The sequence below is a fragment of the Achromobacter sp. DMS1 genome, from assembly GCF_001270295.1.
Genome location: NZ_LHSJ01000116.1, coordinates 1 through 12,223 on the forward strand (window position 1 = coordinate 1; position 12,223 = coordinate 12,223).

Sequence of the window (12,223 nt, forward strand, 5' to 3'; positions counted from 1 at the left end):
GGCCGTGAGTGGTGGGCGAAGGGTTCCGGCGACCCGCGGGTGGCGCTGGAGGCGCTGGCGGCCACGGAAATCGTGGCGGTGGCGGCGGCCGGACATCCGCTGGCGGCGGCGCCGTCCGGCCGGTCCCTGGGCCTGGACGACCTGGCCGATCATCTGCAGATCGTGCAGTCCGATCCCTCGGCGTTGTCGGAGGGGCGCGACTTCGGCGTGCTGTCGCCCCAGACCTGCCGCGTCAATACGCAGGACGCCAAACACGCCATGATCCTCGCCGGCCTGGGCTGGGGGCGTCTGCCTGTCTGGCTGGTCGAGCGCGACCTGCGCGAAGGGCGGCTGGTGCCGCTGCCCACCGCTGCCCTGGGCCGGGAGGCGCGGGTGGCTTACGAGGCCTACCTCGCGCACCGCGTCGACCAGCGCTGGGGCCGGCCGCGCAGGCGTTCCGCGAAATCCTCGCCGCCATCGCGCGCGTCGCGTGAAGAGGGCCTTGCCGCCGCGCCGCCCCGAGGTAAAAAAAGCGCCAATGCTGGCGGCCCAAGTACAACAAGAGGAGGGGGTATTCACATTATTGTGATGGGGCGGTGTTCATTGGCCATAGACGCCCTGGAAGGGCATGTCGTTGGGCTCGACGTTGGACACCTGGCCGGCAGCCTTGGCGGCGGCAGTTCGGCCTGGACCTGGGCGCGGGCCGGGCCGTCGTAGGCGGCGCCGTACACGCCCTGGAAGGGGATGTTGTTGGGTTCGATGTTCTGCGAAGCGTAGGCGCCGGAGCTGATGGCGGCCAGGGACAACATCAGAGCAGTAGCAAGCGTCTTCATGATAAACCTCCGATTTCAAGAGCTTTGGGAGCGAATCCGGCGGCCTGTCCGTCGTGGTTCGTTGCTGTATCCCGATGCGAATAGTGTGCGCTCTTGGGAGGTAGGTATAAACCCTTATATCCGTAAAAGATATTTTCACTATTGGGATAATAATGAATATATCCGTTTTTTTTGCCGTGTATGGAATCAAAATGGCGTGAGATAGCCCGCGCAGCCGGCGCGCCGTGCGGGGCGTTCAGTAATGCGGGGGAATCTCGTCGCGCAGGCTGCGAAATGCCGGGGCGTTTTCCGGCCCCTGGCGGCGCAGCTCGGCCAGCTCGCGCGCCAGCAGCTCGATCTGCTGCTGCTGGCGCGCGATGACCTGGTTCAGGTGGTCGAGCAGGTCGTCGGCAAAGCTCGCCTTGATTTCCAGCTCGGTGAGGCGGCGTTCAATGTCTTGCGATGGGTTCATGCGCGCTATTAGAACGCAATCCCGGCGCGGCCGCCGCAAGGCAGTATGATCCAGGCCGTCCCCGGTTCCGGGACACCATTATGCCGAGGAAGAAACCATGAGCGATAACGAGGTCAGCATAAGCCGCCTCGATGGCGTCGCGGCGGCCGCCAGCGTGCAGGAGCTGGCCGATGTGCTGATCGACTGCGTGGAAGGCGGAGCTTCCGTGAGCTTCATGCTGCCCCTGGCGCGGCCTGCCGCCGTGGCGTTCTGGACGTCGGTGGCGCAGGGCGTGGCGCGCGGCGAGCGCAGCCTGCTCGTGGCGCACCTGGAGGGGCGCATCGTCGGCACCGTGCAGTTGGTGACGGCCCAGCCCGAGAACCAGCCGCACCGGGCCGACGTGGCCAAGATGCTGGTCTGCCGCTCGGCCCGGCGCCGGGGCATCGGCCAGCGCCTGCTGCAGGCCGTGGACGAGGCCGCGCCGGGCCGAGGGCAAGACCGTGCTGGTGCTGGACACCGTAACGGGCGGAGACGCCGAGCGGCTCTATGCGCGCTGCGGCTGGCTGCGCGTGGGCGTGGTGCCCAACTATGCGCTGATGCCGGACGGCGCGCTTTGCGCCACGACCTACTTCCACAAGCAGCTGGGCGGCGCGCGGCCGTGAAGCGGGGGGCGTCAGGCGTGGGCAGCGCCACGCCGAGGGCGGCGAACAGGCCGCCGCATACTTTGTTGAAGCGCCGGCCGGCGCGTTCCAGCCAGGGCCGCACGCGATGCGCCAGCCGGGCCAGGCCATACTCCACCGCGAATTCGATGCCGGCGAAGGTGGCCGCCATGACCGCGAACTGCGTGAGCAGGCTGCGCGCCGGATCGATGAACTGCGGCAGGAAGGCGCCGTAGAAAAGCAGCGCCTTGGGGTTGGAGATGGCGGAGAGAAAGCCCTGGCCGAACATGCGCGTGCCGCGCAGCGCGGGCGCGCCGGCCGGAGGCCGCAGCGTGACGCCCGGGGCGCGCCAGAGCTGCACGCCCAGGTAGATCAGGTAGGCGCCGCCGGCCCACTTGAGCGCCGTGAGGGCCGGCGCCCAGGCCTTGGATCAGGGCGCCGATGCCGAGGGCATGGAAAGCGCGATCAGCGCGACGAAACCGGCGGCGCCCCCCGCGATGGTGCACAGCGCCCTGCGGTGTCCGTGCAGCGCGCCGTGGGTCAGCGCGAGCAGCGTATTGGGGCCGGGCGTGAGCGACAGGCCGGTGACGGCGAGCAGATAGAGCAGCCAGGTGTGCAGGGCCATGGGGAAATTCCGCGGATCGAAGGATGGGGGAAGTATACGTTTGCCGGCCCGTTTCCCTTGCGGGCGCGCCGCGCCCGCGGGCAGGCAAAAGAAAAACGGGCGCCAGCGGCGCCCGTTTTTCGTGCAGCGTCGGAACAGGAGCCTTACATCGAATGGCCCATGTTGACGTTCATGTTGTACAGCACCCAGGCCGACCCCCCCACGATGATGAAGATGATCAGCGCGGTGAAGACGAAGGTCGAAAGGTTGTCGCGCGAGGACTTGGAGCCCATGTGCAGGAAGTAGACCAGCTGCACCAGAAGCTGGGCCACGCACAGCGCCACCACGCCGATGACGACGGTGGCGCGCGGCAGCGCGCCGCTCATCACCAGGCCGAAGGAGCCGAAGGTGAGGATGAGCGAGAGCGCAAAGCCCACGATGTAGGACTTCAGGGTGCCGTGGTCGGCGGCGTGCTCGTCATGGCCGCTGGCGGCCGCGGAATGGTGCGACATCAGATGGCTCCCATGAGATAGACGAAGGTGAAGACGCAGATCCAGACGATGTCCAGGAAGTGCCAGAACAGGCTCAGGCAGGCCAGGCGGCGCTTGTTGATCGCGTCCAGCCCGTAGCGGCGCATCATGTCGAGCATGATGACGATCCAGATCAGGCCGAAGGTCACGTGCAGGCCGTGGGTGCCGATCAGCGTGAAGAAGGCCGACAGGTAGGCGCTGCGGCCGGGGCCCGCGCCTTCCTGGATCAGGTGATGGAATTCGTAGAGTTCCATCGCGATGAAGCCCGCGCCGAACAGGAACGTGATGGCCAGCCAGCCCATGGCGCGGCTCTTGTTGCCGGCATGGACGTTGAGGTTGGCCAGCCCGAACGTGAAGCTGGAGAACAGCAGCAGCAGGGTCTCGACCAGCACGAACTTCAGGTCGAACAGTTCCTTGCCCGTGGGGCCGCCCGCGGTGGCGTTGAACAGCACCGCGAACGTGGCGAACAGGACCGAGAAGATCAGCAGGTCGCTCATCAGATAGATCCAGAAACCGAAGACGGTCTTGGATCCATCGTCATGGTGCGCATGGTCGTCGTGGCCGTGCGCGTTGGGGTGAGTGGCTACAGCGTGAATCATGGCTCAGGCGGCCTTCTGCATTTTGTCAAAGTGGGCGTTTTCGATCCGCTCGACTTCCGCGGCGGGGACGTAGTAGTCCACGTCGCGGTCGTAGGCGCGAACCACGAACGAGGCGATCATGCCGACGAAGCCGGCGATGGAGAGCCACCAGATGTGCCACACCAGGCCGAAGGTCATGGCCAGGCCGAACGCGCCGATGTAGACGCCCGCGGCGGTGTTGCGCGGCATGTGGATGTCCTCGTACTTGGCGGGGCGCTTGTAGGCGCGGCCGTTCTGCTTGTCTTCCCAGAACTGGTCCAGTTCCTCGACGTGGGGAATGTGGGCGAAGTTGTAGAAAGGCGCGGGCGAGGAGATCGACCACTCGAGGGTGCGGCCGTCCCAGGGATCGCCGGTGAGATCCTGGTTCTGCTTGCGCTGGCGCACGCTGACGAACACCTGCTGCAGCAGGAACCAGATGCCCAGCATGACCAGGGCGGCGCCGGCCAGCGCGACCAGCAGGTAGGGCTGCCACTCGGGGTTGTCGTAGTGGTTCAGGCGGCGCGTCATGCCCTTCAGGCCCAGGATGTACAGGGGCATGAAGGCCAGGAAGAAGCCGACGGTCCAGCACCAGAACGAGTACTTGCCCAGGCGCTCATTGAGCTTGAAGCCGAACGCCTTGGGGAACCAGTAGGTCATGCCGGCGATGCAGCCGAACACGACGCCGCCGATGATGGTGTTGTGGAAGTGGGCGATCAGGAACAGGCTGTTGTGCAGCACGAACGACACGCCGGGGATGGCCATGAGCACGCCGGTCATGCCGCCGATGACGAAGATGACCATGAAGCCCAGGGTCCACAGCATCGGGGTGGTGAAGTGCACGCGGCCCCGGTACATGGTGAACAGCCAGTTGAAGATCTTCGCGCCGGTCGGGATCGAGATGATCATCGTGGCGATGCCGAAGAACGTGTTCACGTTGGCGCCGGCGCCCATGGTGAAGAAGTGGTGCAGCCACACCAGGAACGACAGCACGCCGATGCAGGCCGTGGCGTAGACCATGGATTTGTAGCCGAACAGCGTCTTGCGGGCGAAGGTGGCGACCACCTCGGAATACACGCCGAAGGCCGGCAGCACCAGGATGTAGACCTCGGGATGGCCCCAGATCCAGATCAGGTTCACGTACATCATGACGTTGCCGCCCATGTCGTTCGTGAAGAAGTGCGTGCCCAGGTAGCGGTCGGCGGTCAGCAGCGCCAGGGTGGCGGCCAGGACCGGGAAGGCGGCCACGATCAGGATGTTGGTGACCAGCGAGGTCCAGGTGAACACCGGCATCTTCATCAGGGTCATGCCCGGCGCGCGCATGCGCAGGATGGTCACGATGAAGTTGATGCCCGAAAGCGTGGTTCCCAGGCCGGATATCTGCAATGCCCAGAGGTAGTAATCCACCCCCACGCCCGGGCTGTAGTCCAGGCCCGAGAGCGGCGGATAGGCCAGCCAGCCGGTCGCGGCGAATTCGCCGACGAACAGCGACAGCATCATCAGCACCACGCCCACCAGGAACAGCCAGAAGCTCAGCGAGTTCAGGAACGGGTAGGCCACGTCGCGCGCGCCGATCTGCAGCGGCACCACGATGTTCATCAGGCCCGTGATGAAAGGCATCGCCATGAAGAAGATCATGATGACGCCGTGGGCGGTGAAGATCTGGTCGTAGTGGTGCGGGGGCAGGAAGCCGGCGGAGTCGCCGGCCGCCACGGCGAGCTGGGTGCGCATCATGATGGCGTCGGCGAAGCCGCGCAGCAGCATGACCAGGGCGACGATGATGTACATCACGCCGATGCGCTTGTGGTCGACCGAGGTCAGCCACTCCGTCCACAGGTACTTCCACTTGCCGAAGTAGGTGATGGCGCCGAGCAGCGCGGCGCCGCCCAGCAGCACGGCGACCAGCGTGACCATGACGATGGGTTCATGGTACGGAATCGCCTCTAGGGTGAGTTTCCCGAACATTGTTAGTTAATTCCTGCGATCAGATTATTCGACGTGGGGGTGCACGTGGCGGAGTCCACGCCGGCCATCTTGCTCATGGTGCTGTTCAAGATGTAGTCGAACATGGCCGGAGGCGCCGAGGCGTACTTCACGACCGGGTTGTGTTCGCTGGGCTTGACCAGTTGCTGGTAGGTTTCGGGGGTGAGGGCGTTGCCGGAAGCCTTGGCTTCCTGGACCCACTTGTCGAACCCTTCCGCGGAGGTGGCGTGCGCCTTGAAGCGCATGCCGGAGAAGCCGCCGCCGCTGTAGTTGGCCGAGATGCCGGCGTAGGTGCCGGGCTCGCGCGCGATCAGGTGCAGCTTGGTTTCCATGCCCGCCATCGAATAGATCTGGCTGCCGAGCTGGGGAATGAAGAAGGAATTCATCACCGAAGCCGAGGTGATGCGGAAGTTCACCGGCGTGTCCACGGGGAAGGCGATTTCGTTCACCGTGGCGATGTCGTACTCGGGGTAGATGAAGAGCCATTTCCAGTCCAGCGACACCACCTCGATGGTCACCGGCTTGCGGTCGGAGGCCAGGGGCTTGTAGGGGTCGAGGGCGTGGGTGGAGCGCCAGGTGATCACCGCCAGGATGGCGACGATGATGACCGGGATGGTCCAGACCACGAGCTCGATGGCCGTGGAGTGGGACCACTTGGGCGCGTAGACGGCTTTGGTATTGGATGCGCGGTACTTCCAGGCGAAGGTCAGGACCATGATGATCACCGGCACGACGACGAGCAGCATGAGCCACGTTGCCGTGAGGAGCAGGGTCTTTTCCTGGGCGCCTATGTCTCCCTTGGGAGACAGGAGTTCCATGTTGCAGCCGCCGAGCAGCATGACCGCGCCGACGCCAAAAATGCGCGTAAGGGTCGCAAGGAGGGGGTGTTTCACGTACAGCCTTGGATGGAAGGTGGAGAATGCTGCTACGCAGCAGGCCAGGTGCTGCGGAGCAGCAACGTCCATCCTAGCGGTTTGATCTGGCGCAAGCCTGCGACAAATGGTCGCATTGGCCAGGGGAACTTACGGGAGATCGGCGGAAGAACCCGGATATCCCTGGGCGCGCAGGGGCTCTGCGGGCACCGGAGGTGCGACGATATGTCGCACCCGCACATTTTCAATCCAGCAACACTTCGCGTTCCGGCCCCGGTTTCTTGGCAAGCTTGCGCTGCAGGGAGCGCCGGTGCATGCCCAGGAGGCGGGCGGCGGCCGAAACGTTGCCGCCGGTTTCGTGCAGGGCCTGGTGGATATGCTCCCATTCTAGGCGGTGCAGCGGCGTCATGGTGGTTTCGATGGTAACCGTTTCCGGCTTTACCAGGCCCAGGGTGCGCAGGATCATGGGCGCGGTGGCCGGCTTGGGCAGGTAGTCGTCCGCGCCCCGCTTGATGGCCTCCACGGCCGTGGCCACGCTGGCGTAGCCCGTGACCAGCAGAATGCGCATGTCCTCGCGCAGCGCGCGCAGGGGCCGGATCAGCGTCAGGCCCGAATCCTCGCCCAGGCGCAGGTCCACCAGGGCGAAGGCGGGCCGGATCTCCTCGGCCACGCGCAGCGCCTCCGCGATGCTCGTGGCGGTGCGGGTTTCCAGGCCCCGCCGCGACAGGCTGCGCTGCAGGGTGCGCACGTAAAGCTCGTCGTCGTCGATCAGCAGTCCAAGGTCGGTAGGATTCATGTCTCAGGTTCCCGGGTTGCCCAGGGGCAGGTAGAAGCGGATGCGCGTGCCTCCCCCCTCGGCCGCGGTCATGGTCATTTCGCCGCCCAGCTGCTCCACCGTGGCGTGCGAGAGCGCCAGGCCCACGCCCAGCCCGCCGGGTTTGCCGCTGTTGAAGAGGCTGGTGGCCGGCAGCAGGGTCTGGTCGGGGTCGAAGCCCCGGCCGTAGTCGCGCACCTCGCCGCGCAGCGCGCCCATAGCCGTATTCCAGGTGCAGGTCCACCCGCGGCGCGCCGGCGGCCTCGCCCGCGTCGGCCGCGTTGTTGAGCAGTGCCTGCAGCAGGCCGCGCATGGCCGGATCCACCGCAGGCTGGCGGGCAGGGCGCCCGAGCGCTGCAGGTCGATGGTGGGGCGGATGAGGCGCCACTGGCCCACCACCCGCACCAGGTCTACCGCGGTGGGCACGGCCAGGTTGCGGATGCGCTCGCGGCACAGGGCCAGGAGCTGCCGCAGCGTGGCCACGTCCTTGCGCACGTCTTCGTCGCTGACTTCGGCGGCGATCTCGTCGGCCAGCAGCGTCATGGTGGCCAGCGGCGTGTTCAGTTCGTGGGCCATGGCGGCGGCGTGGGTCGCCAGGGCCACGATGCCCTCGTTGTCGTAGGCGCGGATTGTTGCGCCGGGCTTCCAGCATGGCGCCCGGGGTCTTGAAATGATAGTCGTTGGTGACGAAAGCGCCCGGCGTGATCTCCTCCGACACCTCCCAACTGGAGATGTACTCCTCCTGAGGCACCGCCGCGCGGTCCGGCCCGTAGTAGGGAATGGTCTCGTAGCCGGGCAGCGGATCGTGCTGCGTGACGTCATCGGTGAGCACCAGCGTGTGCTTGCCGTTCTCGTGCTTGAACCAGTAGTAGATGCCTTCGTGCTCCATCAGGCGGCTGATGAAGGCGAAGTCGGTTTCCTGGTACTGCACGCAGTATTCCCAGTTGCGGTAGTTGTCGGCCAGCTTGACCTCGACCGGAAACTTGTAGTCGGACAGCACCTCCTGGATCACGTCCGGGGCCGACTTGTTCTGGAAGATCTTGTTGTCCGACGTTTGCGTCAGGTACCAGAGCCACGGACGCAGGGTCGCGCGGTAGATATAGTGGCGGGCGGTCGCGCCCTCGCGCCCCACCAGCACGCAGCGCGTGACCTGCCCGTTCAGGTAGCGCGGCTTCGCGCCGGACGTCTCGATCTCCAGCGTGACGGATTTCCCCAGCAACTGCTTCATGTCCAGCGAATGCGAATCCGACACCAGCTCCACGTCGAACTCGAAAAGCTGCGACAGCGTCTCGTGCCCGTACATCCCGCGGAACTTCAACTGTTCCTCGGGCAGAGGGGTATAAGCCTTGACTACGCGTTCCATATCCCGTTTCCCTGATTGCTTGCCGCGCTCCCGCCGCGCCGCGTCATCCCATGTGGATCTGGCGAGCATCCACCTTGACCAGCTCTTCGCCCGTGACCACGCTGTATTTGCCGTGCACGCGCGCCGACTGCCGCGCTTCCACGTCCACGATGCCCGCGCGGTCTGGTCCATTTCGTCGGTCAGGCGCAGGGCGTTGCGCGTGAGCTGGACCAGCTTGTCGACCACCAGCTCGTACAGCCTGCCCGCCAGCCGCACCTGTCCCACCGTCAGGCGCGCGTCCTTGCCCCGGTAGCGCATTTCGTCGATGGCGCAGTCGGCCTCGCCGCCCTTGAGTTCGAGCCGCCCGGCTTCCATGCGCAGGGACCCGCGCCAGCGACACGTCCGCCGCTTCGATAAGCAGGGCGCCCGGCGCGCGCAGGCGGCTCAGCGCGGCGTCGGCCTGCTCGGTCACCGCGATCAGATAGACCCGCTGCGGATCGGGGCCGCTGATGAGCACCTGGTCCCCCACCGAGGGCGCCAGCAGGCAGCTTGCCGCGCGGCGGCAGCGCCATTCGCGGCCGTCGCACCAGACCACGCAGTCCTGCCCGTCCACCGCGCGCACCTCCCCGAGCAGGTGCACGGGTTCGTACCGGGGCTGGGCGAGTCGGGCGGCTTGCATGGGCAGATCTCCTGGTTGCGGGCGCGGAGCTGGCTTCAGCATACGGGCCGGCCTCCGTGCCTCGGTTTCCAGCGGGCGATCGCGCCGCGCTGCAGCGAATCGAGCGCCAGCTCGGTCATCATGTTGATCGATACGTGCCGCGCGAAATACCGCTCCAGCACCGCGCCGAAAAGAAAGGGGCTGATGCCCGAGAACGCCGTCTCGTCCAGCGTCAGCTCGATGCGCACGCCGCGCCCGTACACAATGGGGCCCGGCACCGGCAGGCGCTGGTGCATCGGCACCGCGCGCACGCGGTACAGGCCGGCGATCTGCCTGGCGACGACCGGATCGGACAGGTCGGCGTAGATCTTGAGCGTCTCGCGCAGGGTCTGCGCGCCCTGCTCGGCGTCCAGGTCGGTCAGGCTGAGATAGTTCAGGCCCAGGTGATTGATGAGCCGCCACGCGGCCGCCCCTTCGGCCAGCGCCGGACGCGGCGGCGAAGGGCCGCGCAGCACCTTGATGCGCGAGACGGGCGCCGACACGCGCAGGCTGAAATCCGATTCGCGGTCCAGCGGCATCAGCAGCGGCAGGTCGCGGTTGGTGCACAGCGTATCCAGCGACAGATAGCGCAGGTCGCCCGAAAACGGCGCCTCGCGCCGGTCCACCAGCGAGAGGAACAGCTCGCTGCCCACATAACCCGTGCGCGACCCCTGCCGCTGCGCGGTGTCCGACAGCAGCCTGGGCTCGCGCCGGGTGGCGTAGTATGCGCCGTACTCGTCCTCGTCGTCGCCCAGGGTGCCGTAGAAGGCGCGGAACTCGCGCTCCTCGCCGCCGGCGCGATGGCCCATCACGCGGGTGACGCCGAAGACCTCGTAATCCAGCGGACGGGTGCGGTCCACCACCAGGTGGTATTCGTGAGTGCGCGGCGTCACCGCCACGCGGTCGCTGCGTTTGGGAAACAGGTTGATCGCCGGCACGCAGTGCAGCGCCACGTTCGAGGTCTGCACCGTGCTTTCCAGGTCCGGCGCACCCTCGGAAAGCAGGATGGTGATGTCGAAGGCGCGCGTCTCCGGCGCCTTGCCGTCGCGGCCGGCGGTGCGCAGCCCCTGCCGGAGCCGGTTCAGGCTGAAGAACAGGAAGCGCTGCGGGAAGGCGAAATACTCCTGCATCAGCCGGTAGCCCTGGAAGGCGCGCGCCTGCGCCGGCAGCAGCGCCTGCGCGTCGTCGAAGCCTTCGTGGCGGATGACATCCGGCGGCAGCAGGTTCAGCCAGGCGGGCGGGCGCTGCGCCTCGTGGCACAGCACGCCCGCCGACTTGGTCAGGATCAGTTCCAGCAGCTGGTTCATGGCCACGTCCTGCCCGTTGAGGAAGAACGTGAGCTGGTCCACGTCCAGTTCCTCCAGCGACAGGCCGCCGCACACTTCCAGCCGCAGGCGCAACGCGGCGCGACCTTGCCGGCGCGGCCGCCGAAGCCCAGCCGCGTAAGCGGCAGGTCGGGCGGCGTGGCGGTGAACTCGGCGCGCGCCACCTTCAGCGGCCACAGCGTCACGTCGTGGCCGGTGGAAAAGTCGCAGGGCGTCTGCTCGCCGCGCGTCAGGCGCGCGCGCAGCAGGGTGCCACGCGGCAGCCGGAAACCCTTGGCCAGGGTGCCCTCGTTCATGCTGGGCTCCAGCGCCACCACGGCCATGGCCGGCGTGGGCGCCAGGTAATGCGGATAGATCACTTCCAGCAGGCGCTGCGAAAAGCGCGGAAACTCCGCGTCCATCTTGAGCTGCACGCGCGCGCTCAGAAAGCTGAAGCCCTCCAGCAGCCGCTCCACGTAGGGGTCGGCCACCTCGGTTTCGCCCAGCCCGAGGCGCGAAGCCACCTTGGGATACTGGCGCGCGAACTCCGCGCCCATCTCGCGCATGTAGCCCAGCTCGCGGTTGTAGTACTCGAGCAGGCGCGTATCCATCAGGCGCCTCCCAGGTCGCGCAGGTCGATGTGCCCGCTCTCGAGGTCGATGTCCGACCGGAACAGGAATTCCAGCGGATGCGGCTCGCACCAGAGCAGGCCGCGTATCGACAGGCTGAGCACGTTGTAGTGCTCCAGCGTGCCGGTGTCGGTGACGCAGCGCACCTCGATGGTGTCGGGCAGGATGCGCGGCTCGAAGCGGATGATGGCGTCGCGGATGGAATCCTCCACGTCGACCCAGTCGATTTCCGACATGCGCTTGCCCGCCATGGCCCGCACGCCGTAATTCAGCGTCGAGCCGTGCACCCAGCGGTACGGCGAGATGTCGTCCGTGGTTTCCAGGTTGACGGTATTGAGCAGCCAGCGCAGGTCGCGCAGCACCGCCGCGCGCAGCTCCATGTGCGACATGACGGCGCGGCCCGGCGGCTCGGTGCGCTCGCCCGGGTTGTCGTCCATGAGCCGGTCGAGCAGCGCCGGCTGCAGCCGGTCCAGGGCCGCTCCGCGCGCCTGCCGGCGGGCCGCGGCCCGCCAAACGCGCATCGATTCGGCATCCTGCACCGCCATGTCAGTCCAGCTCCAGCGCGCGCACGTCCAGCAACGCGTATTCGCCCGCGTCGGTGAGCCACATCTTCTGGCCCGCGCCGCGGTAGGTTTCGCCGCCCAGGGGCAGCCATTCCGTGCGCCGCCCCAACCTCAGGGCCTCGTCCAGTTCCGACTGCGCGGCGCCGTCGGGCGCCGGATAGCGCGCGGGAATCAGGCAGGCCAGTTGGCGCCCGTCTTCGAAAACCGCCTCCGCCTGCGCCCAGATCAGGTCGGCCAGCCCTTCGGGCGGCAGGATGCGCAGGCTGCGCAACGCGGCAAACGGCGTCCAGCAATAGCGGCCGCCGGCAATCAGTTCGCACACCGGCCCCAGCCGGCTGTCGCCGTCGCACAGCCAGGCGAACGGTGCGCG

General features: G+C 66.9%; 8 protein-coding genes and 9 pseudogenes. 2 read left to right on the top strand and 15 right to left on the bottom strand.

Going from position 1 to position 12,223, the window contains the following annotated elements; translation table 11 throughout:
- Positions 1 to 78 precede the first annotated feature (78 nt).
- Positions 79 to 333, top strand: a pseudogene (locus tag AD428_RS29545) (LysR substrate-binding domain-containing protein); the annotation flags it as partial.
- A 323-nt stretch (positions 334 to 656) separates the two neighbouring features.
- On the opposite strand, the pseudogene AD428_RS29950 reads toward AD428_RS29545, so the two are convergent.
- Both AD428_RS29950 and AD428_RS14570 read right to left on the bottom strand, forming a co-directional pair.
- Positions 657 to 812, bottom strand: a pseudogene (locus AD428_RS29950) (DUF4148 domain-containing protein); the annotation flags it as partial.
- A gap of 235 nt (positions 813 to 1,047) precedes the next feature.
- Entirely contained in the window at positions 1,048 to 1,263 is a 216-nt protein-coding gene (locus tag AD428_RS14570) for a SlyX family protein (protein ID WP_053245556.1), read from the bottom strand.
- Positions 1,264 to 1,360: 97 nt separating this feature from the next.
- Between AD428_RS14570 and AD428_RS14575 the strand changes: the two are divergent.
- Positions 1,361 to 1,904: pseudogene (locus AD428_RS14575) on the top strand (GNAT family N-acetyltransferase).
- A 19-nt stretch (positions 1,905 to 1,923) separates the two neighbouring features.
- Here the strand turns inward: AD428_RS14575 and AD428_RS14580 are convergent.
- From AD428_RS14580 to AD428_RS14635, 13 genes and pseudogenes are all read right to left on the bottom strand, one after another.
- Positions 1,924 to 2,526: pseudogene (locus AD428_RS14580) on the bottom strand (LysE family translocator); the annotation flags it as partial.
- Between the two features lie 143 nt (positions 2,527 to 2,669).
- Complete coding sequence (cyoD, locus tag AD428_RS14585) at positions 2,670 to 3,017, bottom strand: cytochrome o ubiquinol oxidase subunit IV (protein WP_053245558.1); 348 nt, start codon at positions 3,015 to 3,017, stop codon at positions 2,670 to 2,672.
- The gene (gene cyoC, locus AD428_RS14590; RefSeq protein ID WP_053245652.1) at positions 3,017 to 3,634 is read right to left on the bottom strand and encodes a cytochrome o ubiquinol oxidase subunit III; all 618 of its coding nucleotides are present in this window, start codon (positions 3,632 to 3,634) and stop codon (positions 3,017 to 3,019) included. The genes cyoD and cyoC overlap by 1 nt, the downstream gene beginning before the upstream one ends.
- A gap of 3 nt (positions 3,635 to 3,637) precedes the next feature.
- Positions 3,638 to 5,614 (bottom strand): cytochrome o ubiquinol oxidase subunit I, encoded by a 1,977-nt coding sequence (cyoB, locus tag AD428_RS14595; protein ID WP_053245653.1) that lies wholly within the window; start codon positions 5,612 to 5,614, stop codon positions 3,638 to 3,640.
- Between the two features lie 2 nt (positions 5,615 to 5,616).
- The gene (cyoA, locus tag AD428_RS14600) at positions 5,617 to 6,525 is read right to left on the bottom strand and encodes a ubiquinol oxidase subunit II (protein ID WP_053245654.1); all 909 of its coding nucleotides are present in this window, start codon (positions 6,523 to 6,525) and stop codon (positions 5,617 to 5,619) included.
- A 223-nt stretch (positions 6,526 to 6,748) separates the two neighbouring features.
- Entirely contained in the window at positions 6,749 to 7,300 is a 552-nt protein-coding gene (locus tag AD428_RS14605; RefSeq protein ID WP_053245655.1) for a response regulator transcription factor, read from the bottom strand.
- A 3-nt stretch (positions 7,301 to 7,303) separates the two neighbouring features.
- Positions 7,304 to 7,933 (bottom strand): annotated as a pseudogene (locus tag AD428_RS14610) (sensor histidine kinase); the annotation flags it as partial.
- Positions 7,845 to 8,681, bottom strand: a pseudogene (locus tag AD428_RS25095) (type VI secretion system Vgr family protein); the annotation flags it as partial. The pseudogenes AD428_RS14610 and AD428_RS25095, both read right to left, overlap by 89 nt.
- A 43-nt stretch (positions 8,682 to 8,724) precedes the next feature.
- Positions 8,725 to 9,035, bottom strand: a pseudogene (locus AD428_RS28930) (DUF3540 domain-containing protein).
- 37 nt (positions 9,036 to 9,072) lie between these two features.
- Positions 9,073 to 9,381, bottom strand: a pseudogene (locus AD428_RS28935) (DUF3540 domain-containing protein); the annotation flags it as partial.
- Positions 9,375 to 11,272: pseudogene (tssF, locus tag AD428_RS14625) on the bottom strand (type VI secretion system baseplate subunit TssF). The pseudogenes tssF and AD428_RS28935, both read right to left, overlap by 7 nt.
- A complete protein-coding gene (gene tssE / locus AD428_RS14630) occupies positions 11,272 to 11,835 on the bottom strand; it encodes a type VI secretion system baseplate subunit TssE (RefSeq protein ID WP_082308318.1) in 564 nt (187 codons plus the stop codon). Before tssE ends, tssF begins: the two are co-directional and overlap by 1 nt.
- Position 11,836: 1 nt before the next feature.
- Positions 11,837 to 12,223 (bottom strand): type VI secretion system accessory protein TagJ (locus AD428_RS14635; protein ID WP_304438949.1); only part of this gene is annotated, 387 nt, incomplete at its 5' end.

Excerpts from the sequence above, each read along its gene's own strand:
- AD428_RS14605 (WP_053245655.1), bottom strand. The coding sequence starts at position 7,300 with ATGAATCCTACCGACCTTGGACTGCTGATCGACGACGACGAGCTTTAC.
- cyoD (WP_053245558.1), bottom strand. The coding sequence starts at position 3,017 with ATGTCGCACCATTCCGCGGCCGCCAGCGGCCATGACGAGCACGCCGCC.
- cyoB (WP_053245653.1), bottom strand. The coding sequence starts at position 5,614 with ATGTTCGGGAAACTCACCCTAGAGGCGATTCCGTACCATGAACCCATC.
- tssE (WP_082308318.1), bottom strand. The coding sequence starts at position 11,835 with ATGGCGGTGCAGGATGCCGAATCGATGCGCGTTTGGCGGGCCGCGGCC.
- cyoC (WP_053245652.1), bottom strand. The coding sequence starts at position 3,634 with ATGATTCACGCTGTAGCCACTCACCCCAACGCGCACGGCCACGACGAC.
- AD428_RS14570 (WP_053245556.1), bottom strand. The coding sequence starts at position 1,263 with ATGAACCCATCGCAAGACATTGAACGCCGCCTCACCGAGCTGGAAATC.